We start from the raw sequence: 25364 nt of genomic DNA, 5'->3' as shown, positions 1-25364 counted from the left end.
TTATTATTCCAATTTTTGCGAGAACAATCCTAACAGCAAAATTGTGTGTTTGTCTATTTTTTGTGCTGGTTTGTGAGGGGGCAAAGATCCGCTGTGCTTGAGAAAATAAAAAGGGCCAATTTGGCCCTTTACTGTCTAATCTTATACGGCTTCAGCCGCTTTCTTCGCGAGGTATTCGTCGTACGTACCATGGAAGTCGATGATCTTACCGTCTTTTATTTCCCAAATGCGCGTTGCAAGTGATGAGACAAATTGGCGGTCGTGCGATACGAAGAATAACGTACCTTCGTATTGTTCAAGTGCCAAGTTGAGAGACTCGATTGATTCCATATCCATGTGGTTCGTTGGTTCGTCCATTAGTAGGATATTTGGCTTATGCATCATGATTTTACCAAATAGCATACGGCCTTGTTCACCACCTGAGATCACCTTAACTGACTTTTTGATGTCGTTTTGAGAGAACAGCATACGGCCAAGGAAGCCGCGTACGACTTGCTCGTCATCGCCTGGCTGTTGCCACTGTTCCATCCATTGGAAAAGATCCAGATCTTTTTCAAATTCGTCAGCATGGTCTTGCGCATAGTAACCAATATTGGCGTTTTCTGACCATTTATACTCACCTGCTTGCGGCGCTTTACGGCCTGCTAAGGTGTTGAGTAGTGTCGTTTTACCGGCACCATTTTCACCGATGATGGCAACTTTCTCGCCAACTTCAACAAGGCCATTTAGGTCAGAGAATAGGGTGTCGTCATAACCTTGTGATAGCGAGATAAGCTCAAGTGCGTTACGGAATAGCGGCTTTTCCTGCTCAAAGCGAATAAATGGATTTTGACGACTTGATGCTTTAACTTCTTCCAGTTGGATCTTGTCAATTTGCTTAGCACGAGATGTCGCTTGCTTCGCTTTTGAGGCGTTTGCAGAGAAGCGCGAAACGAACTGCTGTAGCTCAGCGATTTGCGCCTTTTTCTTAGCATTGTCTGACAACAGGCGCTCGCGAGCTTGCGTCGCAGCAAACATGTATTCATCATAATTACCTGAGTAAATACGCAGATCGCCATAGTCGATATCCGCCATGTGTGTACACACTGAGTTTAAGAAGTGGCGGTCGTGCGAGATGATGATCATAGTACAATCACGCTGATTCAATACGTCTTCCAACCACTTGATAGTATAGATATCCAAGTTGTTGGTTGGTTCGTCTAAGAGCATGATATCTGGCTCTGCAAATAATACCTGTGCAAGTAGTACACGCAGTTTCCAGCCAGGAGCAACTTCTGACATTAAGCCATAATGTTGCTCGGTTGGAATACCCACACCGAGGAGTAATTCACCCGCTTTTGCTTCTGCGGAATAGCCATCCATTTCAGCAAATTGCGTTTCAAGGTCGGCAACACGCATGCCGTCTTCTTCGCTCATTTCAGGTAATGAGTAAATGCGATCGCGCTCTTGCTTGATTTCCCACAGCTCTTTATGACCCATGATCACTGTGTCTACAACCGTATATTGCTCGTAGGCAAATTGATCCTGATTTAGCTTAGCGATGCGCTCGTTTGGATCGTAGTTTACGTTACCTGCACTTGGCTCTAGCTCTTTGCTTAGGATTTTCATAAAGGTGGATTTACCGCAGCCGTTAGCGCCTATTAGGCCGTAGCGGTTACCGTCACCAAACTTAACGGAAATATTCTCAAACAGTGGTTTTGCACCAAACTGCATAGTGATGTTGTTACACGAAAGCATAAATTTGACTCATTACTGACAATTGCGGCGATCCTATCATTTATGGGTGACAAATGATGTAAAAAGTTTGGCTAACTCACACATTACTTTTGCGGCTGATATAGCAAAGACCTAGACGTTGAAAACTTATCGTCATAAGACGTTTTATTTACGATTTTATTAAATTTTATTTACCAATTGGGCGGTTAAATGTTAGCCTGTTTTAATGCGAAAGGATGATATAAAAACTAACTCTGGTGAACAAGGATGAAAATAGTTGAAGAAAAACATAATTGGTTGATTGACCAACAAATCGATGAGCTTGAAGTCTTACCACCCCATACCACAACCGCTCATTTACCGTCAGAAATTAGAACGCAACTAAAGCCTCATGCCAGTGATTGGATAGTATTGCAACAAAGACATAATTGGCGCCATGTTAAGCGTGACGAATTTACTCGTGTTTTTATAAAGACCAAAAAGGGCTTACAAAGTGTAAGGTCTGGCAGTGCTGCCGGTTTTAGAGAGCAGCTAATCATCGTTAAACGCAAGTCTTATTTCAAAGCAGAGATTAGAAACAATGCCTTTACAAGGAGTGGTGGGGTTGATCCTAATCAGCCCATTGGCGCAAGCCAATTAGACCCGTTAACACCGGTTGAACAGGTATTGGCCTCGATTAACGTCGATAAATCACCTGAGGTGGCTGAAAAGCGCATATTGGTGTCGCTGGAAGGGGAGTTGGCGGGGAGTTTTGTGATCAAAGGTGCTAATACTCCCACATTGTCCAGAGCCTCTGAAGGGGCAACACAAACGCCTCTGATATTCGGCAAGTTGAGTGAAGATGGTCGCTATAGCCTAAAAGCAAAAATCTTAGGTGTGCCGGAGCAGGTGCTTTTTAACAATGTGCCATATGCAGACCTACTTGATATAGAAAAAGTAAAAGCACTTAAGATTGGCGCTGAGGGCGGAGTGCAGCTGATTAAACACAGAGTGTCAGGTGAGGGTAATATACACCTATATTTTATTAGCGAGCCTCCGAGTATCGGGATCTTCTTTGATGGTACAGGCAACAACAAGTACAACGATATTTTGGACCCATTTGATGATAAAGAGCCGACGAATATCGCTAAGCTCCATGAGTTGTATGACACTGGAAAAAAGTTTGTTTTTTCAGAATACATAGAAGGAGTCGGCACAGCGGCAGGAAAGAAAGACTCGATCGTAGATTTAGCTATAGCCTATAGTTTCGATGAAAGGTTAACGAGCGCGATATCTAAGTTACGTCTATTTCTTAAGGGTAACAATATACGGCTTTGTCAAAATGTATTGGTAGATTGTTTCGGTTTTAGTCGTGGTGCAGCGGCAGCAAGGGCATTTGTTAATCTGGTTAATGAAATGAGAGAAGCGCAAGATATTAGATTGGTTGGTAAAGAGGTGGTATTTCGCTTTGTTGGTATTTTCGATACCGTCGCGTCTATTGGAGGGGATGGAGATAATGATCATGGTGAGCTGTATGCTAGAGATGAGTTAGAGAAGGCGGCTAGACTCGATCTTAATCAAGCCAGTGCTGGGGCTGTATATCACTTAACGGCTTGGGATGAGCGGCGTGATAAATTCCCACTAAGCTCATTAAAAAATAAAGATGGCAGTTTGTTTGCTAATCACAAGGAAGTCCACTTGCCAGGCGTTCATTCTGATATTGGGGGCGGGTATGCCCCTATCAGTTTTGATATTGAGTATCCTTTAAAGCGCATTCGTGGCATTCCCGGAAATCCAGAGCATGAAGCAAAAGTACAACAGGCGAAATTGGCAATTGAACATAAATATCAGTGGCCTGGTATTAACGTGGATATGGTCTATCGCTTTAAAAGGCTAAGATATGGTGCTAGTCGCTCGGGAAGAGATAAGGATTTTTACACCACATACCGGCCCGTTTGGAGACGTAAAATAGATAATACCCTTGCCCATTATGGACTGCACCACATGTATAACGAGGCAATTCAACATGGCGTTCCGCTAAAAGATATGGCGCGTCTTCAAAGTATCTACCCTTATGAACTTAGCAACGAGGTCGCAACTTTGGTACCTAAAGCTCTTAAAGCTGGGCCAGCAAGCCAAGCTTGGCAGAAGTTATACGAGCATTATATTCATATTAGTTCTCGGTTTACGGGAGCTGTGGATAAAATGGCTCATGGAGCTGAAAGAAAGGCAAAATACGCCACTGAAAATGGACAAAGGGAAATGTTTTACAATAATGCAAAAGCGCTACCGCAGGTACAAGTTTGGAAAGCGTATAAAAATGGAAATAAATCAATTTGGAGAAAAGGATGATTAATAAGCTCTATACCATTTTACTGGCAGTAATACTGCTTTGCAGTTGCTCTTCACATACCGAGCTCGAAAAATTAAATATAGGTATTTCCGCTTATGAAAAAAGTGACCTGATGGTAAAGCTGATATTTGACGATAGATTTTCCCCCCCAGCGGGCGCAATAGGTTGCTGTTGGGGGAATGCGCAAAAAAATGGATCGTTTTGGGGAGCCGAAATACCACATAAAGTAAAAGCGCAGTGGTGGGATTATAAGCAGGGAAAACACTATCGTGCAGCGTTAACTGTACAGCGTGACAAGGCGTACAAAATCGCGGGTAATTTACCTAGCATTACCCATTACACAGGCGAAACAGAAACCGATGTTGAGCCCTATATTATCTTCGGCTTTGGTGAAAAGGGTGAAGTAAAAATGTGGATTTCTAATGCACCGTTTGATGGCGTCGAAGGACGAATTTTAGAGGAAATCGGATCGGCACAAGCGACTTGGGAACATTTTGAATTAACCGATGAGATGTTTAATTAGATAAGCGCCCACAATCCAAAGTTAAGATAAAAAACAAATGAGACTAGGGATGTTCGACTTGGAGAAAAGGATGTTCAATAAGCTCTATACCGTTTTACTGGCAGTAATACTGCTTTGCAGTTGCTCTTCACATTCCGAGCTCGAAAAATTACATATAGGCATTTCCGCTTATGAAAAAAGTGACCTGATGGTAAAGCTGATATTTGACGATAGATTTTCCCCTCCCGCTGGTGCTATAGGCTGTTGCTGGGGGAACGCTCAAAAGAAAGGTGTGTTTTGGGGAGCTGAGATCCCACATAAAGTGGATGTTGAATGGCGAGACTACAAGCAAGCAAAACTTTACAGAGCTTCATTCAAAGTTCAGCGGAAGAAAGCCTACCATATAATTGACGAATTGACTCCTGTTACATTTGCATCAGGACGTGTTGATGATGATGTGAATCCATTCATCATTTTTGGGTTTGGTGAAGGAGGTGAGGTAAAAATGTGGATTTCTAATTCAGCATTTGCAGGAGTTAAAGGGCGCATTTTAGAGGAAATTGGCTCGGCGCAAGCGGCTTGGGAACCCTTTGAATTAACCGATGAGATGTTTAATTAGATAAGCGCCCACAATCCAAAGTTAAGATAAAAAACAAATGAGACTAGGGATGTTCGACTTGGAGAAAAGGATGTTCAATAAGTTCTATACCGTTTTACTGGCAGTAATGTTGCTTTGCAGTTGCTCTTCACATACCGAGCTAGAAAAATTACATATAGGTATTTCTTCGTACGAAAAAAGCGATTTGATGGTGAAATTGATATTTGATGATAGATTTTCCCCTCCCGCTGGTGCTATAGGCTGTTGCTGGGGGAACGCTCAAAAGAAAGGTGTGTTTTGGGGAGCTGAGATCCCACATAAAGTTCAAGCAGAATGGTGGGATTATAAGCAAGGCAGGCATTATCGTGCTGTGTTTATAGTACAGCGAGACAAGGCGTACAAAATCGCGGGTAATTTACCGAGCATTACCCATTACACAGGCGAAACAGAAACCGATCTTGATCCCTATATTATCTTTGGGTTTGGTGAAAAGGGTGAAGTAAAAATGTGGATTTCTAATGCACCGTTTGATGGCGTGGATGGACGCATTTTAGAAGAAATTGGCTCGGCGCAAGCGGCTTGGGAACCCTTTGAATTAACCGATGAAATGTTTCGCTAAAAAAGTGAAAACTAGGCGTTTTATCTTGGTACTTTCTGCATGGTTGTTTACATCGGTTTATCGAATTCCACCGAAATAAATTGCTATTTGGCGCTATCTTGGGTCACATTACTGACCGCAATTAAAATAATATAACATTTAGGATTGGAATATGCGTGTTAAAGCTATCTCCGCGGCCATGGTGTTGGCCTTTTCTCAGTACGTTGCTGCCGATGAAGGCATGTGGCAACCACATCAACTACCTGAACTTGAATCTATTTTAAAGTCTAAAGGACTAGAGATAGATGCTAAGTCAATTTCAAAACTCACTGAGTTCCCGATGAATGCGGTGATTAGCTTAGGTGGCTGTACGGCGTCATTTGTCTCTCCTAAAGGTCTGGTTGTGACAAACCATCACTGTGCATACGGCTCTATTCAATACAATTCAACAACAGATAACAATATTCTTGAGAATGGCTTTTTAGCAAAACAGCCAAGTGAAGACTTGCCGGCGGCACCGGGCTCACGCGTTTATGTGACAAAAGAAGTGTCGAACGTAACGGATAAAGTTAATGCTGGGACGGACTCACTGACCGGTAAAGCACGTTTTGACGCCATTGACAGTAAGCGCAAACAGCTTGTTGCCGAGTGTGAGCAAGATGAAAGCTATCGCTGTAATGTTTATACCTTTCATGGTGGATTGGAATATTACCTCATTAAATCGCTAGAGATAAAAGACGTCCGTCTGGCATACACGCCAGCGATGGGCGTGGGCAAATATGGCGGCGATATAGATAACTGGATGTGGCCTCGTCACACTGGCGACTTTGCTTTTTACCGTGCATATGTGGGTAAAGATGGTAAACCCGCTGAGTTTTCTAAAGATAACGTACCCTACAACCCAGAGTCATTCTTGAGTGTGAGTGCAAAAGGCGTGCAAGAGGGCGACTTTGTAATGGTGACGGGTTATCCGGGTCGTACCAACCGTTATCGCATTGCTTCTGAAGTAGATTATGTGTTTAACACGGTTTACCCCATGGTACGTAAACATAACTCAAAGTATGTGGCACTAATTGAAGAAAATGCACCAGAAGGGTCGCAAGCTCGTATCGCCTATGAAAGCACCATTGCAGGTTACAACAACTACATCAAAAACTTTGGTTCAATGATTGAGAGCTTCAAAAAAGGCAGTATGTATAGCCGCAAGCAGCAATTTGAGCGCGATCTTAGCACTTGGATCAATGCCGATGCAGACCGTAAAGCAAAGTATGGCGCCGTGCTAAACGAATTGAGCGAGTTGGTTGCTCAATCTCAAGCTCATTATGAGCGTGATATGATGGTTGGCTATATCCACCGTTCGCAAATGATGTCTACTGCGCGTAAGCTTTATCGCTTGGCGGTTGAAAAACAAAAGCCTGATGCTGAGCGTGAGAGTGGTTATCAAGAACGTGATATGCCAAAAATCAAAGCGGGGCTTCAGCGTATGACGCGCCGCTATGATGAAACAGTTGATAAAGCGATTATGCTTTACTTCATGGAGCTTTATGCAGCCTTGCCAAAAGAAGCGCGTTTAACTGAAGTCGATAAGCAGCTTCAACTCGAAAGCGGCTTCAATAAAGCAAAACACCAAGCGCTGCTAGATGAGATGTATGCTAACTCTAAGCTTGCTGATGAAAAAGCCCGTCTTTGGATGTTAGATTTAGAGCTTGAGCAGTTAAATCAAAGCTCTGATCCATTCATTCAATATGCAAAAGCGATTTTTGCAGTGATGAAGCAAATCGAAGATGAAGAAAAAGAATTGGCTGGTAAGCAGCAATCTGCACGTCCAGCTTTGATGGAAGCCATTATTGCTTACAACAAGTCGCAAAATAAGCCAGTTTACGCAGATGCTAACAGCACACTCCGTGTCACTTACGGTACGGTAGGTGGCTACTCACCGCAAGATGGCTTAGTGGCAATGCCATTTACTTCGCTTGAAGGGTTACTGGCTAAAAATACCGATGTTGAACCATTTAACGCGCCGAAAAAGCAACAGCAGTTGATCCGCGAAAAAGTATATGGTCAATATACAGGTGGCATGAATACCGTACCGGTGAATTTCCTTTCTAACGTGGATACCACAGGTGGTAACTCAGGTTCGCCGACCTTAAACGGGAAAGCGGAGTTAGTAGGTTTACTGTTTGACGGTGTATATGAAAGCATTATTGGTGACTGGGATTACGATAAAAACCTAAACCGCTCAATTCATGTTGATTCGCGTTACATGTTATGGGTAATGGACAAGGTTGATAATGCACAAAACCTGTTAGATGAAATGAAGATAGTAAAGTAGGTCGACCTTTAGGTCGACAATCCCCCCAACGTTTAAAGGGTAGTCTTTGGGTTTAAAGGGTACCCTTTAGGTTTAAACGTTAGTCGGCCTAAAGGCCGACTAACGGGTGATATCAATTTTTCGAAAAATAATGCCGGCCATGAGGCCGGCATTATTATGTTACTTTGCCATTAACTGGCGGATATACTTCACCGGAGCACTACCAAAGCTTAAGAACTCTTCGTGGAATGTCTTTAAGTCAAATTCCTTTCCAAGCTTTTGTTTTTGCGTTTCACGGAAGTCGTAAATTTCGCGATAACCAGAGTAATAGCTGGTTAATTGTACTTGGCTCAAGGTTGCACGGCGCCATTTACCTTCGGCTTCTGCACGCTCTTGGAAAGCCCCATTCATCAGCAGATCTAAGCCTTCTTCTTTGCTTATTCCTTTTACTTGGATACCGTAATCTAGGATAGTGTTACAGATCACACGTAGATTCCACTTGTAGTACATTAACCACATTTCAGGCTCAAAGTTACCATAGCCTTCTTCTAGCATCATGCGCTCAGTGTATACTGCCCATCCTTCAATCATCGCGCCATTGCTTAAGATACTCTTCACCAAAGACGGAGATTCGTTAGAGTAAACCAACTGAGTGTAATGGCCTGGCACGGCTTCATGAATATTTAGGATCTGCAGGATCCAATGGTTGTATTCACGTAGATACGATTCAGCTTGCTCGTCGCTCATTGAGTCCAGCGGAGACACGTTATAATAGGTGTTCTCCTTTTTGTCGTATGGGCCCGGAGCACTGATTGAAGCGCCAGCAAAGCCGCGCATATATTCAGGCGTTTCGCGAACAACTAGCGGCTTTTCAGGGTCTAGCGTGATGAGATCCTTTTCCATCACAAACTTTTCAAGCTCTGGAATTTGCGCTTTGATTTCGCTCACAAAGTTTTCACGCTTTACGTGTTTGACCGAAAGGTGCTTGATAAGGGTGGCAATCGCATCAATGTCAGATTTTGGGCGTGGCTTGTCAGCAAAATACGTTGGCCAGAGTTGATCAACAATCTTAACCATTTCATTAGTAACACGGGCTTTGTCGGCCATTGCCTTTTCATACATTTGCTTGGCGGTGTAGCCAGACTGAATATCAAAGGCAAATTTTTCTTCGTACAGCTTCTCACCAATTCTAAATGAGCGCGCGTTACCGCTTTCGCTTAACTCAATTTCAAGGTTGCTAAGGTAAGATACATATCCATTGATGGCAGATTTCGCGGCAGCGAAGCGCTGTTTGAATAGGGCTTTTTCCTCGGCTGTTAATAATGAAGTCGCGAGTTTATCAAGCAACTCATCGTTTAATACACTAAATGCGCCTTGGTTTTGTGCAATCGCAAGCTGAGTATATTCAAGCGTTGGATTGTTAATATTGTTTTGCGCGGCTTCATAATACGCTGGCACATATTGAAGACGTGCTAAAACGAGCTTGAGCTTTTCGTCATCCGTTTTAAAGCGGCTATTGAGTATCGTCGCAAAGCCATAAGAAACATTGTAGTTTGACGGATTCCACTGCCAGCTTTTGAAGGTTTCAATATGCCAGATATCGCGTTTTAGGCGATTTTCAATCAAGTGATAATCGATTTTTTGACTATTGCTTAAGTTAGCAAGGTCGAACTGTTGTAACTTAGCCAGTTGCGCCTGAGAGAAGGCAACACTTGCATCACGAGTCGCTTGGGTTGGTACAGTGATAATATCGTCGTACTTGCCAAAGCCTGCCCAGAGCGACGCTTCTGGGTACTGTTTCCATAAGTCATTGATAAATTGCTGAGAAAAGTCAGCGAATTGTGCATTTGTTGCTACTGTTTGCTGTGAAGCTGAAGGCGTCGTCTCGACAGACGAAGGAGAAAGTGAGCAGCCAGTCAGGCCCATTGCCATGGCTAGCGCCATGCACAAGGCAGTCTTTTTCATTATTGTGTCCTATTTAATGGTTTTCGCTATCATAACAAGATTTTGCTTTATTTGCTTTGTCTGGCTCATCCAACCACACCGCACCGTTAGCCTCTTTGGCAACGATGTCATCGGGGTTGTAGATAGGGCATGATTTCATCGACAAACAGCCACAGCCAATGCAACCATCGACATAGTCTCTTAAACGTTGCATGTAAGCGATTTTTTCGTCCAGCTTTGCTTGCCAGGCTGTAGAAAGTTTGGCCCAGTCCGCTTTAGTTGGTGTTCTTGAGTCGGGCAGAGTATCAAGGGTTTCTTTTATCTCTCCTAGGGTTATCCCCATCTTTTGGCCAGCTTTAATAATGGCAATACGGCGCAACACATCCTTTTTGTAACGGCGTTGATTACCGTTATTACGCCAACTACGAATAAGCCCTTTGTTCTCATAGAAATGCAGAGCAGACACCGCAACGTCAGCTCTTTGAGCAACCTTACCGACACTGAGGTTGGGCTCGTCTCTTAATAATTTTTCAGTTTTCATAAATTAGTACTTTACCTTAACTTAAGGTGAGGTTTTAAGGTAGCACCCAATTTATTATTAGTGCAACTGGAATTGAACATTATGAAAACAGTCGTTATTTACTCAAGCTCAAACCCCAATGGAAATACCTACCAATCTGCAAAGGCACTAGCAGCAGAAAAAAGAGCTGAACTCATCTATTTAGACCGCTACAAAATTGGTGAGTATTGCTATAAACACTCTCACAGTGATGATGACTTTGTTAACCTTTTTAGATGGATACTTGGTTTTGAGCACATCATTTTTGCTTCCCCCGTTTATTGGTATGCAGTGACACCAAGAATGAAGGCATTTATCGACAGAATAACTGACTTTATGGACATAGAAGCGTTAAAGCCTGAGCTTAGAACGCTACGTGAAAAGCAGTTTTCTATCTTGTCGACCTCATGCCAAGAAAAAGCACCGGCACCATTTACTGAGATGCTGGTGGGGACCTTTGAATATTTGGGTATGAAATTACAAGAGCAGCGTCATGTTCATTACCCTTATGCTGATTAATCGCTGTGGATTTTGTTAGGTGGGGTTGTGTAGCGATGGCTTTTAAAGATCGCTGCGTGAAGCAGCTCCTACTCTGAAGTAAATCCAGTCTGGTATAAGGCGGTTTGTGACTGGTGTTTATTTAGAGGAGGGTGAAGGCTTTTAAAGATCGTTGCGTAAAGCAGCTCCTACTCCGAAGTAACATCAGTCTGGTAGGAGATGGTTTACCCGCCGAGCACTTTGTGACTGGCGCGCTAACCCCCCCCTTGCTACCCAACATTTCTCAGCGGAAGTACGCACTTCCGCCTATGCGAATAGGTGCAAGGTCACACCTTGAATTCATTGACCATTTGCGAGAGTCGTTGTGACATTTCGCTTAATTGCTGGCTCGACGCTTTAGTGTGTTCAGCGCCAAGGGCGGTTTGGTTTGCCACTGTTGCGATACCACTGATGTTGTCAGTCATGTCATTAAGATCTTCGGATTGCTTTTCACTCCAAGTGGCGATATTAACGTTAATATCATGCACGGTTGCGATGGAGAGGTTGATTTGTTCTAGTGCGTGCTTACATTCTTGGCTCACTTTGAGGCTTTGTTCGGATGCTGCACGGCAGCTCTCCATTTCTTCAACGGTTGTGGCGACGCCATTGTGCAGTTTATCAATGATCGCTTGAATGTCATCGGTAGATTGTTGCGTACGCTGGGCCAGTGTTCTTACCTCATCGGCCACCACGGCAAAACCACGACCTTGTTCTCCTGCTCTCGCAGCCTCGATGGCCGCATTCAATGCTAATAAGTTAGTTTGATCTGCCACTTTTTTAATGACATCAAGTACTGCACCAATCTCGGTTGATGACCGTTGTAGTTCGAGCACAGCTTGTTGCGCTGAGTCGACGCTACGAGAGGCATGCGCTATGACAGCCACATTTTCGTCTACATGCGTCAGCCCTTGGGTCGTCAGTGTGGTTGTCTCTGTCACTTTATCAAGCGCACGCTTTGACTCATTATTGACAGCTTGTGCCACTTGATTAAGCGATTGCATGCGGTTTTGCAGCGATTCTGTTTCACTGTTTTGTTGTCCAATACCAGCTTGGATCTGCTCGGTAATACAGGATAATTCCTCTGCTTGGGAGGCCAAAGAATGGGTGCTTTCGTTGATATCATGCAGTACATCACGAAAATGCGAGTTCATTTTATTAAATGCGATAGCCATTTGGGCAAGCTCGTCTTTTCCGTGGCTTTTCAGTGCGATGGTGAGGTCTTTTTGCGCTGAAATAAGTCCCATTGTACGGGTGAGCTTATCCAGTGGCTTGGTAATATTTTTGCTGATCAAGCTAGAGAGAAAAATAAGTAATATCGCATAGCCGAGCGTTTCAGCAGTCATCAACATGAGGCGGTCATAAAATTGCTCTTCAACGTCTTGAAGGTAAATGCCTGTTCCAATTGCCCAGTTATAGTGCCCTAAGTTAGCAATATAAGAGAGCTTGCCCTCAAGCTCCTTTGTCCCCGGTTTTGGCCATTGATATTGGGCAAAGCCTTGTTGATTTTGATTCGCAATGACGACGAACTGGCTGAATGCTTCGCGAATAAAGCGTTCATGATGGTGAGTCATTGAGGTGCCATTGAGCAGTGGCTTAATGGGGTGTGTTACCATATTCCCATCTAGGTCAAATAAGAAGAAGTAACCTGCATCACCATAGCGTGCGGCATCAATGAGCTTTTTTATTTTTTCTTGTCTTTGTTGTGGGGTGAGCGAGGCCTCGGTGGCAACCATATTAAGTTGCGCAATTGTGGTTTCCATTAGGTTTTTTGCATTAATGTGTCTTTCTTGCGTTAAGCTGTCTCGTAAAACGAGTGCTGATGAGAGTTGCACAAGGGTAATGATCACGACAGACAAAAGCAGACTGAGTCTGAGTTTATTGGGCACTTTCATTAAACCTAAGAGTTTATTCAGCTGCTTCATGAGTTCCTCTAGTAACAAAGAATTAGTTAAAATGACAGCGATGTCAGTTGGCGTGGATCATACTTAGAACGAACCAAAAATAAATAGCATGAACAAAAGATGAATAAGGTGTTAAGCCGTGCAGACGGCTATCTAATTGATAGTTAATAAAAATGTTAATATTCACGTTTTGTAAATGATTGTGAATGAGAACTATTTCTAATAAGTGTGTTTAAGTATTTTGTCTTAGAGAAGGATGAAGGTTAGAGGTAGATTAAGGAAATTTGATATAGATCATTGCAGATATCGCTTGAATCGAATAGCGACTTTGTTATACTCGCTGCGAATTTTCAGTTTAGACTGAAAGTTCTGAACTAATCAATTCTATCAAGATAAAAACATCAGGATAATCTGTGCCACTGTTAAGCTATGCTCGACAAACTGCTACTACTAACGACACAACCTATCAAAGTTGTGCGATGACGCGTGCGCAGTTATTCGGTCGTATTTTCAGTGTGCTAAGCGCATTGATGATGTTTAACGCGGCATTATTATTCACTGGCATGCTAGGTGATGTAGCTGAATTAGAAGCACTTTTTGCAGATAATTCACTACCTGACTCTGTTTTGGTGATGCTCGGAGAGTTTTGGGCTCAGCCTATCTTGTCATTACAATTATTGATAGGTCTTTATTGGTTAGTTTTCCATACTATTTTGCCTACACGCGCTGGCGTTGTCCTGCGTAAAACGGCATTCGCCTCTACTGAGGCTATTCATCCTCAACCGGTGCCTAGTGCACATGGTTGTCGTGCTCCTCCTTTTTGATACCGCTGCCTGTTTGCGTAATCGCAATATTTGAGTCCAATGTGTTTGATTTAAGCGATTTGGATCAGCAGTCAGCAATTCAGTTTCAATTACATTAATCGGCTATTTACTGTCCTTTTTGGGCGAATTGTAAGCTTAGCAAATGTGATTGTCCGTTTACTGTATCGATTATTTGGTAAATGGTTAGTGACTGGTATCAAAGGAGCGTTTCCCTTCACTAATGCATTTTCCCTAATGGGTACAGTGCAATTCGAACTTGTGCAGCATAGCTTGCACAAATAGATACTCAGCGTGCTTGATAAATAAGCCGCAGCTTATCGTTGAAGGGTAATCAATTGAATAAACGTAGTGTTGTGAATTATGCGTTCGCTTCATTGGGGCTTATGCTCACCGGCTGTAGTGGTGGCATTTTAGATCCCAAGGGGCAAATTGGCATGGATGAGAAGTCCTTGATCATCATTGCCACTGTACTGATGTTACTCGTTGTAGTACCAGTTATTATTCTTACCTTATATTTTGCGTGGAAGTACCGAGACGGTCGTGACCACGAGATCTATGCACCCAAATGGGCTCACTCTAACAAAATAGAAGCCGTGGTTTGGACCATTCCGATTGTGATTATTATCGTGCTTGGGGTGATCACCTGGCGCTCTACACAATCACTTGATCCGTACAAGCCGTTGGAAGGTAAGGGTGAACACCTCACTGTTCAGGTGGTATCGCTAAACTGGAAGTGGTTATTTATCTATCCTGAGCAAGGCATTGCTACAGTGAATGAGTTGGTGTTTCCAGCGAATGTACCAGTGGAGTACAAAATCACTTCCGAAAGCACCATGAACTCTTTCTTTATTCCACAGCTTGGTAGCCAAATCTACTCGATGGCAGGAATGGAAACACAGCTTCACCTGATTGCCAACGAACCGGGTACGTTCAAAGGCTTTTCTGCCAATTACAGTGGAGCGGGTTTTACAGGGATGAAGTTCGATGCCATTGCGACCAAAGACAAAGCGGATTTTGATAACTGGGTTGCCGATGTCAAAGCTAACGGTGAAGCGTTAACCGCTGGTCGTTATGCGAAGCTGGCTAAGCCTTCGGAATATCACCCCGTTGAATATTTTGGCTCGGTAGAGCAGGGTTTATTCCACACCATAGTTATGAAGTACATGCAGGGCCATGGCGAAATGAATTATTACGCCAAACCAGAGCATGCTGCGCATCCACATCACGGCAAGGCTGAGGAGTAATTATGTCGTTGTTTGGTAAATTATCCATTGAGGCAATCCCTTATCACGAACCCATCATTATGGTGACGTTGGCTGTAGTGGCGATTGTTGGTCTAATTGTGGCGGCAATGGTCACAAAACACAAAAAATGGGGCGTGCTGTGGCACGATTGGATCACTTCAATCGATCATAAACGCCTAGGCGTGATGTACATTATCTTGGCATTAATTATGTTAATGCGTGGTTTTGCCGACGCCATCATGATGCGTACACAGTTGGCGATGGCTACAAGCGGCGCTGCCGGTTACTTACCTCCTGAGCACTATGACCAGATCTTTACCGCACATGGGGTGATCATGATCATCTTTATGGCGATGCCATTTATGATTGGTTTGATGAATATCATCTTGCCACTGCAAATTGGTGCTAGAGATGTTGCTTTTCCGTTTTTGAATAACCTCAGTTTTTGGTTGACGGCGGGCGGGGCAATTCTGATCAACTTGTCCTTGGCATTTGGTGAGTTTGCAAAAACCGGTTGGGTGGCGTATCCGCCATTGTCGGAGTTGTCGTTTAGTCCGGGTGTCGGGGTTGATTATTATATTTGGGCATTGCAAATATCCGGACTTGGGACATTGCTCACTGCCGTGAATTTCTTGGTTACCGTATTTAAGATGCGTGCACCTGGCATGACGCTAATGAAAATGCCTATTTTTACTTGGACTTGTACTTGGGCAAATATCCTAGTTGCGGCGTCTTTCCCAATTCTTACTGCGGTGCTGGCGATGCTAACGCTTGACCGTTATATGGACTTCCACTTCTTCACCAATGAAGCCGGTGGTAATGCCATGATGTATATCAATCTGTTCTGGGCATGGGGTCACCCTGAAGTTTATATTTTGATCTTGCCTGCGTTTGGGATTTTCTCAGAAATTATTTCAACCTTTACAGGTAAACGCCTGTTTGGCTATAAGTCGATGGTGTATGCCAGCGGTGCGATTTCTATTTTGGGCTTCATTGTTTGGCTACATCACTTCTTTACTATGGGTTCAAGCGCCAATGTTAATGCTTTCTTTGGGGTCATGACGATGGTCATTGCGGTCCCGACGGGGGTAAAACTCTTTAACTGGTTATTTACGATGTATCGCGGTCGTTTGCGGATCACGGTGCCGGTCCTTTGGACGTTAGGGTTTATGGTGACCTTTACCGTAGGTGGGATGACTGGCGTACTGCTTGCAATTCCAGGCGCGGACTATGTGCTGCACAACAGTCTTTTTCTGATCGCACATTTTCATAACACCATTATCGGTGGGGCGGTGTTTGGTTATCTAGCGGGTTTTGCTTACTGGTTCCCTAAAGTAATGGGTTACAAGCTTGATGAGCGTTGGGGGAAAGCCTCATTCTGGTGCTGGCTGGTTGGCTTTTTTGTGGCCTTTATGCCGCTTTATGTGCTCGGCTTCTTGGGCATGACACGTCGTCTTAATCATACCAACACGCCAGAGTGGAACATTTGGCTATACATCGCGTGTATTGGTGCCTTTATCATTATGTTTGGGATAATTTTCCAAGTGGTACAGTTAGTGGTGAGTTACAAAAACCGCGAGCAATTGCAAGACACCACAGGCGATCCGTGGAATGGGCATACGCTGGAATGGTCAACGGACTCTCCCCCGCAGTACTACAACTTCGCGAAAACCCCTGTGGTTGACGATATTGACGCTTGGACAGAAATGAAAGAGCAGGGACAGGCATATCAAAAGCCTGCACATTATCAGCCTATTCACATGCCAAAAAATACCCCGACTGGAGTGCTTATCAGCGCGTCATTGACCGTGTTTTGCTTTGCCATGATTTGGCATATTTGGTGGTTAGCGGCGGTGGGTTTTGTCAGTGCTATCGCGGTATTTATTAAGCGTTGTTACACCAGCGACGTTGATTATTATGTTCAGGTTGACGAGATTGAGCAGATTGAGTCTGCCCACCTTTCTCGCGCATTACAGGAGGGTTAATTCATGAGTGCGATTACTCCCGCTACGCTGCATGCGTTAGAAGATGCTCACGAGCATGCAGATCATGACACAGGTTCAAACACCGTATTCGGTTTTTGGCTATATCTGATGACGGACTGTTTGTTGTTTGCTTCGTTCTTTGCCACTTATGCCGTGTTGTACATGAACACGGCAGGCGGGGTGTCTGGCAAAGACATATTCGAGCTGGGTTTTGTTGCGGTTGAAACCGCGGCCCTACTGTTAAGTAGTATTACCTTTGGGTTTGCCATGATAGCGGCAAACAAACAGAAAAAGTCGCAAACCTTATCTTGGCTTGCGGTGACATTTGCCTTTGGTGCGGTGTTTATTGGCATGGAAGTGTATGAATTCCATCACTTGATAGTACATGGTCATGGGCCGCAGCATAGTGCTTTTCTGACTTCTTTCTTCTCATTGGTGGGTCTGCACGGCATGCACGTGACGGCAGGCTTGATTTGGATGACTGTGATGATGATTGAAGTGACACGTCGTGGTCTTAAGCCACAAACGGTAACGCGTTTGAGCTGCTTAAGCTTGTTCTGGCACTTTTTAGATATCGTGTGGATCTGTGTATTTACCGTTGTTTATTTAATGGGGGCAATGTAATGAGCCATAGTGAATCTCAAGCGTTAGCACAGATGGATGTTCATGAGCATGAACACGACAGCCACGGAAGTGTGAAGTCGTATCTAATTGGTTTTGTGCTATCCGTTATTTTGACAGCCATTCCTTTTGCTGCCGTGATGAGTGGCAGCTTGTCATCTAGCACGACATTTTGGACGTTAGTGACAACGGCGTTAGTGCAAATTTGGGTGCACCTAAAGTACTTTTTACACCTGAATTTTGTTACGGAAGAAGGCAAGGCAAGCACGCTTTCCTTTATCTTTAGTGCGTTGATTATTGTGATGGTAGTGGGGCTGTCGGTCTGGATCATCTACGAATCGAACGCCATGATGATGTATTAACAGGAGAGTAGTCATGCTGCGTCGTTATTTTCAGGTGACAAAACCTGGGATCATTATGGGAAACTTGATTTCAGTCGCAGGAGGCTTTTTATTGGCCTCTCGAGGTGAAGTTGATTGGCTGCTATTTGCCTTGACTCTGCTAGGGCTATCTTTAGTCGTTGCGTCAGGTTGTGTAGTTAATAATGTCATCGACAGGGATATCGATGCGGCAATGGCCCGTACTAAAACTCGCGTGACAGTAACTGGGGAAATTTCCTCAGTTGCTGCACTGTCACATAGTCTGGTACTCGGATTATCTGGCTTTGGGCTCTTAGCCTATTTCACCAATTGGATTGCGCTGAGTTTTGCCGCATTTGGTTTTTTTATTTATGTCGGTGTTTACAGCTTATACATGAAACGAAACTCAGTGTATGGCACGGTGGTTGGTAGCCTGTCAGGGGCAGTGCCTCCTGTGGTTGGTTACTGCGCAGTAAGCGGGGTGTTTGACTCTGGCGCTGCCATTTTATTATTGATGTTTTGTCTTTGGCAAATGCCGCACTCTTATGCCATTGCGATTTTCCGTTTTGAAGATTACCGGGCCGCGAATATTCCGGTGTTGCCAGTCGCGCAAGGTATTGAAAAGGCTAAGCATCACATTGTTTTGTATATCGCCATTTATGCACTGGTGGTGATGTTACTGCCGCTTAGCGGTTATACCGGCATAGCATTTATGGCGGTGGCCTGTACAACCAGTTTTTGGTGGTTATTGATGGCGCTAAAAGGATACCAAAGAGACTTAGATTTACATGGTTGGGCGAGGCAAGTATTTGCATTCTCAATAGTCAATATCACAGTCCTAAGTATCGCGATGGCGATTGATAATCACAGCACAGTTTCTGCGATGCTGTACTGATCGCAGATTATCCCAAAGTAACTAAAATCCAAAGGCCCACAGGGCCTTTTTTCGTTCTTATCTTAGTTTGTTTTACGTCGCTTGCTTTTTACCCATTTTATCTCCATATCCAGCTTATTGAATAGATGAGAAGATAATAATGGATATAGGGATCACAGAAGTATTGTTGTTATTTACGGCGATTTTTATCGCGTCCTTTTTACTTTTTAAGGTCGTGCTATGGGCCAAAAAAATGCCAAAAGGCGCCTATCTATTTTTGGCTTTAATGCCGCTCATCTCTCTTTTTCCTATTCCACCACCCGTTTTTAAAAATGTCGCGAAAGCCAAACAAGAACAACGTAAAAAAGCACCCAAATCAGAACCATAATTACACAGGAAAATAGCTTAATGTCAGCTTCGATATTTATTGTTAACCTTACTTATGTTACCGAAATTGAACAGGTAGAGCCGCTGCTCGCCCCTCATATTGCGTTTTTAGATCGCTTCTATGCCAATGGTACTTTTATCGCCTCTGGCAGAAAAATCCCACGAACTGGTGGGGTTATTTTGGCAAAGGCGAGTAGTGAAGCTGAACTACTTGATATTGTTCGTCAAGATCCCTTTTATGTCGCCGAAGTGGCTCGGTATGACATTATCGAGTTTGTGCCAAGCAAGTTTGCATCTTGCTTTACAGAAGTGGAGAAATACCTTAATTCTTGAGTGCCCGCTTGGCCACATCCGTATCGTGACAGGTATAGGCCGTTGAAATAATCCCTTCGCTCAATAGAAACAGACGCTCGACAGCGGCATCATCAGCGTCGTTGAGCGCTTGTTTAAGTAACGCTTTTACCGCAAGTTTGTGCCGCTGGCATAGTTGATTTATTGGATTGGTAAGCTCACCAAATTCTGCCGCCGTGTTGATAAAGTAACAACCACGAAAATCGCCCAGCACTGCCACTTTGTTATTAATCCACTGATCTAGCGCTGAAAATAGCTGCTCTGTGAGCTGTTCATTCGTTCGAGCATTTTCGAGGCAACGAGATAACCAAGATATAAATAGGTGATGCCGCTGCTCAAGTGTTGCAAGCACCAGTGCCTCTTTACTCTCAAAATGGTTGTACAGGGTTTTTTTAGCAATGCCAGATGACTTTAATACTTCGTTAATGCCAATGGCATGAATGCCATGTTGATAGAACAGGTCCATTGCGCAATCGATCAGTTGTTGTCTTTTTGTACTCATCAGTCAGTCATGTTTATTACCGTGATTATAGGTTGACAGAAGTAGACCAACTTGTCTACCATTTGCGGAGTAGACAAGTTGGTCTACTTTTTGGAAAGGGAAAGAATACAATGAGAGAAATACAACTTGCTTTAATTGCTGGAGCGGGGGCGTTTATCGCAATTGCAATATTGGCGTTTAGTCAAACGATAAGTGCTGAGCATATTTTTTTAATGGCACCTTTGGGCGCAACGGCAGTGCTGGTATTTGGTGTGCCCGAAAGTCCACTAGCGCAGCCTAAAAACGTCATCTTTGGACATATCATTACCGCAACAATCGGGATTATTTTTGCGCAGTATATCGGTGTTAACGAATTCACTTTGGCATTAGCAACGGGGCTTGGCGTATTTAGTATGTTAGTAACAAAAACCACCCACCCACCGGCTGGCGCAAATCCAATACTGATCATGTTGGCACTGGAGGGATGGAGCTTTTTATTTACGCCTGTGATTATTGGTGCAGTGGTACTCGTACTGGTTGGTAAAGCAACGTTAGCGGCTAAAACAAAGCTAACTACAATAACAGCTGCTTGATATGTTGATGTGCAGGCCTTATTCGCCTGCCTTCTCAAATATTGAGTCGCACAATCTGTTAGCTAGGTATTAGATTAGTTCATTGAAATTAATAAAAAATAAATAGCGATGACAAAATTTCATTAAGCGCGTTTTTGGGTTTCGTGCTAGCATGGCTGCAACGGAATTACTTTGTCTGATTGACCAATTGATAGCATTACATCTCTTTAGTCGGCTGTTTTATGGGGTACGTGGTGCCAAATGTACGAAAGAAGGCCTCCACCTTAAGTCGAAATCTGCTGACAGTTTCATCCCCTTTAGCGCTATGACAGTTCCACCAGCACCTCAGCGTGGTTGGCTTGCTCAAAAAGTCCTGATCAAACAGGGTCACGAGACCTATGTGTTAAGTGTTAAAAATCAAGGTGCAGATGAGTTAGTGCAACAATTGCAACGACTTTGGATTTTACACCATGGCAAGCACTTGCAAGTCAAAGTTCGTAAAATTGAGCAATTATTAACGCGTCGATATCTTAGCCATCATAATCAAAGTTCAGTGCGTCATGTTTGCGGTGCCTTATGGTCCAGCTGGCAGCACCTAGATGACAATATCGTGCCAAGTTCGTTAAAGCCTCAAGTAGCAACAGTGCGAGAAATTGCACTTTGGAATGAGCGTGAGGTTGCGGAATTTCAGTCTGCTTTTGTCGAACACTACTTGGCAAAAGACGCCAACTATTTTGACAGCATTGAATCAAATCCCCTTACGCTAGCTCAGCGTAAGGCTTGTGTGATCCAAGATGACAGGCAATTACTGCTTGCTGGCGCAGGCACGGGTAAGACAAGCGTTATCAAGGCCAAAGTTGGGTATCTCTTGCATCGTAAATTAGCTCAGGCGAATGAGCTGTTGTTGCTTGCGTATGGTAATGATGCCGCGACGGAGATGCGTCAGCGCTGTCGGCCTCTCTGTAATACCTTAAATTGCTCTACCTTTCATTCGCTTGGCATGCAGATCATCGAAGCGGTTACCGGGGAAAAGCCGACAATTTCAAATCTAGCAACGGATAAAAAACTATTTAAACAATTTATTGCAGACACCGTGCAGTCGTTGCGACAAGAAAGCCACTTTGAGCGAGATTTTGCACTATTTCTGAAAAGTTCGAGCACACAGCAAGCGTCACAGGCGATAGACCTGATAAGTCAGGTATTACCATTGATGAAGCATGCTCAAATAATGGGGGAGGTTGAGCAACTGCTGACGCAATTTAGCAATCAAATGAGTGTGATCATGCCAGTTCTTGCGGAATATCAGCTGTATCTAAGCAATGAATCTAGCATCGATTTCGATGACATGCTGGAGCGGGCTATTTATTACGTAGAGTCTGGTCAGTTTATTTCACCGTGGAAGTTCATCTTGGTCGACGAATTTCAAGACATCTCCCGTGTGCGGGCAAAGCTCATTCAGGTGTTGCTAGATAAAAAAGCCGGCTCGCAATTGTTCGCCGTTGGTGATGATTGGCAGGCTATTTATCGCTTTAGTGGTGGCGATATGCGCCTAACTACCGAGTTTACTCGGTATTTTGGTAAGTCAACGACCACATATTTGGATAAAACATTCCGTTATCCTCAAACCATTTTAGACACGGCGAGTGAGTTTATTTGCCGCAATCCAGAACAAATAACCAAGCATATCACTTCTCATACCACAGGCGTGGCAGGACAGGGCGTAGTGAAAGTTATGGTGGATGATGAATTGTCGCAGGCGCAACAACTGCTCAATCATATTGAGCAGCGCAATGAGGGGAAAACTTCCGTTGCCTTACTGGCGAGAAATCATAGAGCATTACCTGATAAATCAAAAATTGCGCAGTGGCGGCAACTCTATCCAGAGCTTATTATTTCACATAACACCTTTCACGGTGCCAAAGGGTCTGAAGCAGACTTTACGATAGTATTTGGTCTCAAGCATAGAAACTTTCCGTCACAGGTAAAAACGCCAGCATTTGTCGATGCGCTTTTACCAGCACAAGGGGCATTTCCTGACGCAGAAGAGCGACGCTTATTCTATGTGGCGTTAACTAGAGCGAAGAAACAATGCTTTTTATTAGCACCAAATGATACACCTTCCTACTTTTTAGAGGAAATCGCATAATTATTAATCCCTGTTGATGGACTTGATCTTTTTGCGCCAGGCACTCATACAATTACTTGTTGAATTAAAACATAAGCGAGGAAAGGATGAGTACGGATCTACTAAAAGACGCGTTGAAAAGATTAAACCATATAGTCGAAAAAACAGGAGTTAACGAGTCTACCTATCAAGCGTTAGCCCAGCCTCAAAGAACGCTGTCGAGCAACATTTCAATTCGTCGTGACAACGGTAAGCTTGATTATTTTAAGGCGTATCGTTGTCAATACAATGATTTGCTAGGCCCAACAAAAGGCGGAATACGCTTCCATCAAGAATCTGATATGAGTGAGGTGCAAGCTTTAGCCCTTTGGATGACACTAAAATGTGCGGCGGTTGGCGTGCCATTTGGCGGTGGTAAAGGTGCCGTAACCGTTGACCCTAAATCACTGAGTCCCATGGAGCTTGAGCGCCTTGCTCGAGCATATATTAGAGCTAATGCTGATTTTATTGGACCCAATCAAGATATTCCCGCACCGGATGTGTACACCAATGCCAGGATCATGGGTTGGATGATGGATGAATACGAGAAAATCGTCCGTAAAAAAAGTCCTGCCGTGATCACTGGTAAACCGCTTATTTTTGGAGGGAGTGAAGGGCGAGAGTCCGCCACGGGTCGCGGTGCATTTTTAATGATAGAGCGGCTTAGTGAAAAAAATAATTGGAATAAAGCGGAACAAACGGTAGCTATTCAAGGCTTTGGTAACGGTGGCTATCACTGTGCAAGGCTGTTGCAGCAAGCGGGTTATAAAGTCGTTGCAGTAAGCGATTCAAAAGGCGGGATTTACTGTAAAGATGGCTTAGATATAGAAAGCATTTATCAAGAAAAGCAACGCAATAAGGCGCTTAAAGCCGTGTACTGTGATGATTCGGTCTGTGAAAGCGTTGAACATAAAGTGCTGAGTAATGAAGAGCTGCTTGCGCTGGATGTGGACATTTTGGTGCCCGCAGCACTATCCGGCGCAATCACCCGAGATAACGCCAAAGCAGTATCAGCAAAATATATTGTCGAAATTGCCAATGGACCCATTGAGGCGGACGCCGACGAAATCTTGCATGAACAGGGCGTGATAGTGATCCCTGATATTTTAGCTAATGCCGGCGGCGTCATCGTAAGCTATTTTGAGTGGTGTCAGAATCGCCAAGGAGAGGCTTGGGACGAGCAAACTGTGCAAGATAAATTGGCGCAATATTTATCGAATGCATTTGAAGCGGCGTGGCAGCTGCGAAGTGATGAAGGGCTTGAAATGCGAGATGCCGTATACAAACTGGCATTAAAACGTATTGAGAGCGCCTTGGAAGCCCACGGGACACAATCTTACTTTGAAAATCGTGAGTAGTTTTTTAGATTGTGTCGATAAATTTATTTTGCTGTACTGTTTTCTGGTGAGTCCACATAATCGCGCTTTTGTTTGGGGGTCGGTGATACACGAACCAGCTTAGGTGTTTTCACTTAACAATTCGTGTCAACAGCGACCCTCTTATTCCGCTACTCAAGGGGCAATTCGTATGCGCGGTTGGATCATTTACAAAGACTCTGCCAGTTTGTTAAAACCTGAAATTTATGAAATAGATAGATTGATGGCGGTGGCAAAGGAAGAAGGTATTGATCTTCAAGTTTACTCACCTGATCAATTCGATCTATTGGTAACTAGAGAAGATGAAGAAAGTATTCTAATCGATGGTCAGCCGGTTGCGTTACCTGACTTTGTACTGCCGCGTATGGGTGCAGGCACGACTTACTTTACGCTTGCGATTATCCGTCACCTTGAGCGTTTAGGCGTACATTGTTTTAACTCTTCGCAGTCTATCGAAACTGTAAAAGATAAGCTGTATGCGCAGCAGATCCTTGCAGAGCAAAACTTACCAACACCAAAAACCATGTTGGTTAAGTTCCCTGTAAATATTGAACTGGTAGAGAAGCAAATTGGTTTCCCAGTCGTGATTAAAACGCTATCAGGCTCGCAGGGCAGCGGCGTATTTTTGTCAAAATCACGCGGTGAATTTGATGATTTGATGCAACTTATTGAAGCAACAAATCCAAAAGCAAATATCATTTTGCAGCGTTTTGTGAAGTCGAGTCATGGTCGAGACTTACGTGTATTGACCATTGGCGGCCGTGCTGTCGCTTGTATGGAGCGTAATTCTGGCGGTAAGAACTTTAAGGCCAACGTAAGTTTAGGTGCAAAAGGTAGCCCACACCCGATCACCCCTGAAATCGAATGGCTAGCAACACAGACCGCTAATATCCTGAATCTAGATGTTGCTGGCATCGACTTATTATTCGATGAAGAGCATTTTAAAATTTGTGAAGCAAACTCAAGTCCAGGTTTTGAAGGGCTAGAACAGGCTGTAGACATTGATGTGGCGAGAGAGATTTTACACTTTATTCGAATTCGCTTAGGGATCTTTAATCGCACTGGTCAATCAAAGAAGAGCAGTAACGGCACTAAAGCGAGCAAAGAAAAAGCAGCGGAATAATACCG

General features: G+C 43.8%; 23 protein-coding genes. 18 read left to right on the top strand and 5 right to left on the bottom strand.

Annotated elements, in window-relative coordinates; translation table 11 throughout:
• Window positions 1–141 precede the first annotated feature (141 nt).
• Complete coding sequence (locus tag DS891_RS22445) at window positions 142–1737, bottom strand: ABC-F family ATPase (protein WP_174170969.1); 1596 nt, start codon at window positions 1735–1737, stop codon at window positions 142–144.
• 246 nt (window positions 1738–1983) lie between these two features.
• Between DS891_RS22445 and DS891_RS22440 the strand changes: the two genes are divergently transcribed.
• The 5 genes from DS891_RS22440 (at window position 1984) to DS891_RS22420 (ending at window position 8078) form a co-directional block, all read left to right on the top strand.
• Window positions 1984–4047: a DUF2235 domain-containing protein gene (locus tag DS891_RS22440; RefSeq protein WP_174170968.1), complete on the top strand. Its 2064-nt coding sequence runs from the start codon at window positions 1984–1986 to the stop codon at window positions 4045–4047.
• The gene (locus DS891_RS22435) at window positions 4044–4571 is read left to right on the top strand and encodes a hypothetical protein (RefSeq protein WP_174170967.1); all 528 of its coding nucleotides are present in this window, start codon (window positions 4044–4046) and stop codon (window positions 4569–4571) included. Before DS891_RS22440 ends, DS891_RS22435 begins: the two co-directional genes overlap by 4 nt.
• A 70-nt stretch (window positions 4572–4641) precedes the next feature.
• Entirely contained in the window at window positions 4642–5169 is a 528-nt protein-coding gene (locus tag DS891_RS22430) for a hypothetical protein (protein WP_174170966.1), read from the top strand.
• Between the two features lie 70 nt (window positions 5170–5239).
• On the top strand, window positions 5240–5767 hold the full coding sequence (locus tag DS891_RS22425; RefSeq protein WP_174170965.1) for a hypothetical protein: 528 nt from the start codon (window positions 5240–5242) through the stop codon (window positions 5765–5767).
• Window positions 5768–5918: 151 nt separating this feature from the next.
• Complete coding sequence (locus tag DS891_RS22420; protein ID WP_174170964.1) at window positions 5919–8078, top strand: S46 family peptidase; 2160 nt, start codon at window positions 5919–5921, stop codon at window positions 8076–8078.
• Between the two features lie 159 nt (window positions 8079–8237).
• Here the strand turns inward: DS891_RS22420 and DS891_RS22415 are convergent, their stop codons facing one another.
• Window positions 8238–10022: a DUF885 domain-containing protein gene (locus tag DS891_RS22415; RefSeq protein ID WP_174170963.1), complete on the bottom strand. Its 1785-nt coding sequence runs from the start codon at window positions 10020–10022 to the stop codon at window positions 8238–8240.
• 13 nt (window positions 10023–10035) lie between these two features.
• Window positions 10036–10542 (bottom strand): redox-sensitive transcriptional activator SoxR, encoded by a 507-nt coding sequence (gene soxR, locus DS891_RS22410; protein WP_010375466.1) that lies wholly within the window; start codon window positions 10540–10542, stop codon window positions 10036–10038.
• A gap of 81 nt (window positions 10543–10623) precedes the next feature.
• On the opposite strand from soxR, the gene DS891_RS22405 reads away from it, so the two are divergent.
• Entirely contained in the window at window positions 10624–11079 is a 456-nt protein-coding gene (locus DS891_RS22405) for a flavodoxin family protein (protein WP_010606483.1), read from the top strand.
• 305 nt (window positions 11080–11384) lie between these two features.
• Here the strand turns inward: DS891_RS22405 and DS891_RS22400 are convergent, their stop codons facing one another.
• Entirely contained in the window at window positions 11385–13019 is a 1635-nt protein-coding gene (locus DS891_RS22400; RefSeq protein WP_174170962.1) for a methyl-accepting chemotaxis protein, read from the bottom strand.
• Window positions 13020–13411: 392 nt separating this feature from the next.
• Here DS891_RS22400 and DS891_RS22395 point away from each other — a divergent pair, with 392 nt between their 5' ends.
• The 8 genes from DS891_RS22395 (at window position 13412) to DS891_RS22360 (ending at window position 19625) form a co-directional block, all read left to right on the top strand.
• Entirely contained in the window at window positions 13412–13822 is a 411-nt protein-coding gene (locus DS891_RS22395) for a hypothetical protein (protein WP_174170961.1), read from the top strand.
• 335 nt (window positions 13823–14157) lie between these two features.
• Window positions 14158–15066 carry a ubiquinol oxidase subunit II gene (cyoA, locus tag DS891_RS22390; RefSeq protein ID WP_174170960.1) on the top strand — a complete coding sequence of 303 codons (909 nt, stop codon included), beginning with the start codon at window positions 14158–14160 and terminating at the stop codon, window positions 15064–15066.
• Window positions 15067–15068: 2 nt separating this feature from the next.
• The gene (cyoB, locus tag DS891_RS22385) at window positions 15069–17051 is read left to right on the top strand and encodes a cytochrome o ubiquinol oxidase subunit I (protein WP_174170959.1); all 1983 of its coding nucleotides are present in this window, start codon (window positions 15069–15071) and stop codon (window positions 17049–17051) included.
• A gap of 3 nt (window positions 17052–17054) precedes the next feature.
• Window positions 17055–17675, top strand: a complete 621-nt coding sequence (gene cyoC, locus DS891_RS22380) for a cytochrome o ubiquinol oxidase subunit III (RefSeq protein WP_010606488.1) — start codon at window positions 17055–17057, stop codon at window positions 17673–17675.
• Complete coding sequence (cyoD, locus tag DS891_RS22375) at window positions 17675–18034, top strand: cytochrome o ubiquinol oxidase subunit IV (protein WP_017218861.1); 360 nt, start codon at window positions 17675–17677, stop codon at window positions 18032–18034. Before cyoC ends, cyoD begins: the two co-directional genes overlap by 1 nt.
• Before the next feature lie 13 nt (window positions 18035–18047).
• Window positions 18048–18926, top strand: a complete 879-nt coding sequence (cyoE, locus tag DS891_RS22370) for a heme o synthase (protein WP_095729938.1) — start codon at window positions 18048–18050, stop codon at window positions 18924–18926.
• A gap of 139 nt (window positions 18927–19065) precedes the next feature.
• Window positions 19066–19293, top strand: a complete 228-nt coding sequence (locus DS891_RS22365; RefSeq protein WP_017218863.1) for a hypothetical protein — start codon at window positions 19066–19068, stop codon at window positions 19291–19293.
• A gap of 20 nt (window positions 19294–19313) precedes the next feature.
• Window positions 19314–19625: a YciI family protein gene (locus tag DS891_RS22360; protein WP_045989089.1), complete on the top strand. Its 312-nt coding sequence runs from the start codon at window positions 19314–19316 to the stop codon at window positions 19623–19625.
• Here DS891_RS22360 and DS891_RS22355 read toward each other — a convergent pair.
• Window positions 19615–20145: a TetR/AcrR family transcriptional regulator gene (locus DS891_RS22355; RefSeq protein ID WP_174170958.1), complete on the bottom strand. Its 531-nt coding sequence runs from the start codon at window positions 20143–20145 to the stop codon at window positions 19615–19617. The two genes, DS891_RS22360 and DS891_RS22355, sit on opposite strands and share 11 nt — an antisense overlap.
• 110 nt (window positions 20146–20255) lie before the next feature.
• Here DS891_RS22355 and DS891_RS22350 point away from each other — a divergent pair, with 110 nt between their 5' ends.
• The 4 genes from DS891_RS22350 (at window position 20256) to DS891_RS22335 (ending at window position 25359) form a co-directional block, all read left to right on the top strand.
• Complete coding sequence (locus DS891_RS22350; protein WP_010375489.1) at window positions 20256–20717, top strand: HPP family protein; 462 nt, start codon at window positions 20256–20258, stop codon at window positions 20715–20717.
• A 151-nt stretch (window positions 20718–20868) separates the two neighbouring features.
• Complete coding sequence (locus DS891_RS22345) at window positions 20869–22842, top strand: UvrD-helicase domain-containing protein (protein WP_174170957.1); 1974 nt, start codon at window positions 20869–20871, stop codon at window positions 22840–22842.
• An 86-nt stretch (window positions 22843–22928) separates the two neighbouring features.
• Window positions 22929–24218, top strand: coding sequence for a Glu/Leu/Phe/Val dehydrogenase (locus DS891_RS22340; protein WP_174170956.1), 1290 nt, complete (start codon window positions 22929–22931; stop codon window positions 24216–24218).
• A 169-nt stretch (window positions 24219–24387) separates the two neighbouring features.
• Entirely contained in the window at window positions 24388–25359 is a 972-nt protein-coding gene (locus tag DS891_RS22335) for a RimK family alpha-L-glutamate ligase (protein WP_010375495.1), read from the top strand.
• The last annotated feature ends 5 nt before the right edge of the window (window positions 25360–25364 follow it).

It is taken from the genome of Pseudoalteromonas sp. JC28 (assembly GCF_013319255.1).
Classification (GTDB): Bacteria; Pseudomonadota; Gammaproteobacteria; order Enterobacterales; family Alteromonadaceae; genus Pseudoalteromonas.
Note: the sequence above shows the minus strand (reverse complement) of the source record. Positions and strands in the feature narration are given on the sequence as shown.

What these genes read in the sequence shown, in the direction of transcription:
- DS891_RS22445 (WP_174170969.1), bottom strand. Translation starts at nt 1,737, where the DNA reads ATGCTTTCGTGTAACAACATCACTATGCAGTTTGGTGCAAAACCACTG.
- DS891_RS22440 (WP_174170968.1), top strand. Translation starts at nt 1,984, where the DNA reads ATGAAAATAGTTGAAGAAAAACATAATTGGTTGATTGACCAACAAATC.
- DS891_RS22435 (WP_174170967.1), top strand. Translation starts at nt 4,044, where the DNA reads ATGATTAATAAGCTCTATACCATTTTACTGGCAGTAATACTGCTTTGC.
- DS891_RS22430 (WP_174170966.1), top strand. Translation starts at nt 4,642, where the DNA reads ATGTTCAATAAGCTCTATACCGTTTTACTGGCAGTAATACTGCTTTGC.
- DS891_RS22425 (WP_174170965.1), top strand. Translation starts at nt 5,240, where the DNA reads ATGTTCAATAAGTTCTATACCGTTTTACTGGCAGTAATGTTGCTTTGC.
- DS891_RS22420 (WP_174170964.1), top strand. Translation starts at nt 5,919, where the DNA reads ATGCGTGTTAAAGCTATCTCCGCGGCCATGGTGTTGGCCTTTTCTCAG.
- DS891_RS22415 (WP_174170963.1), bottom strand. Translation starts at nt 10,022, where the DNA reads ATGAAAAAGACTGCCTTGTGCATGGCGCTAGCCATGGCAATGGGCCTG.
- soxR (WP_010375466.1), bottom strand. Translation starts at nt 10,542, where the DNA reads ATGAAAACTGAAAAATTATTAAGAGACGAGCCCAACCTCAGTGTCGGT.
- DS891_RS22405 (WP_010606483.1), top strand. Translation starts at nt 10,624, where the DNA reads ATGAAAACAGTCGTTATTTACTCAAGCTCAAACCCCAATGGAAATACC.
- DS891_RS22400 (WP_174170962.1), bottom strand. Translation starts at nt 13,019, where the DNA reads ATGAAGCAGCTGAATAAACTCTTAGGTTTAATGAAAGTGCCCAATAAA.
- cyoB (WP_174170959.1), top strand. Translation starts at nt 15,069, where the DNA reads ATGTCGTTGTTTGGTAAATTATCCATTGAGGCAATCCCTTATCACGAA.
- cyoC (WP_010606488.1), top strand. Translation starts at nt 17,055, where the DNA reads ATGAGTGCGATTACTCCCGCTACGCTGCATGCGTTAGAAGATGCTCAC.
- cyoD (WP_017218861.1), top strand. Translation starts at nt 17,675, where the DNA reads ATGAGCCATAGTGAATCTCAAGCGTTAGCACAGATGGATGTTCATGAG.
- cyoE (WP_095729938.1), top strand. Translation starts at nt 18,048, where the DNA reads ATGCTGCGTCGTTATTTTCAGGTGACAAAACCTGGGATCATTATGGGA.
- DS891_RS22365 (WP_017218863.1), top strand. Translation starts at nt 19,066, where the DNA reads ATGGATATAGGGATCACAGAAGTATTGTTGTTATTTACGGCGATTTTT.
- DS891_RS22360 (WP_045989089.1), top strand. Translation starts at nt 19,314, where the DNA reads ATGTCAGCTTCGATATTTATTGTTAACCTTACTTATGTTACCGAAATT.
- DS891_RS22355 (WP_174170958.1), bottom strand. Translation starts at nt 20,145, where the DNA reads ATGAGTACAAAAAGACAACAACTGATCGATTGCGCAATGGACCTGTTC.
- DS891_RS22350 (WP_010375489.1), top strand. Translation starts at nt 20,256, where the DNA reads ATGAGAGAAATACAACTTGCTTTAATTGCTGGAGCGGGGGCGTTTATC.
- DS891_RS22345 (WP_174170957.1), top strand. Translation starts at nt 20,869, where the DNA reads ATGGCTGCAACGGAATTACTTTGTCTGATTGACCAATTGATAGCATTA.
- DS891_RS22340 (WP_174170956.1), top strand. Translation starts at nt 22,929, where the DNA reads ATGAGTACGGATCTACTAAAAGACGCGTTGAAAAGATTAAACCATATA.
- DS891_RS22335 (WP_010375495.1), top strand. Translation starts at nt 24,388, where the DNA reads ATGCGCGGTTGGATCATTTACAAAGACTCTGCCAGTTTGTTAAAACCT.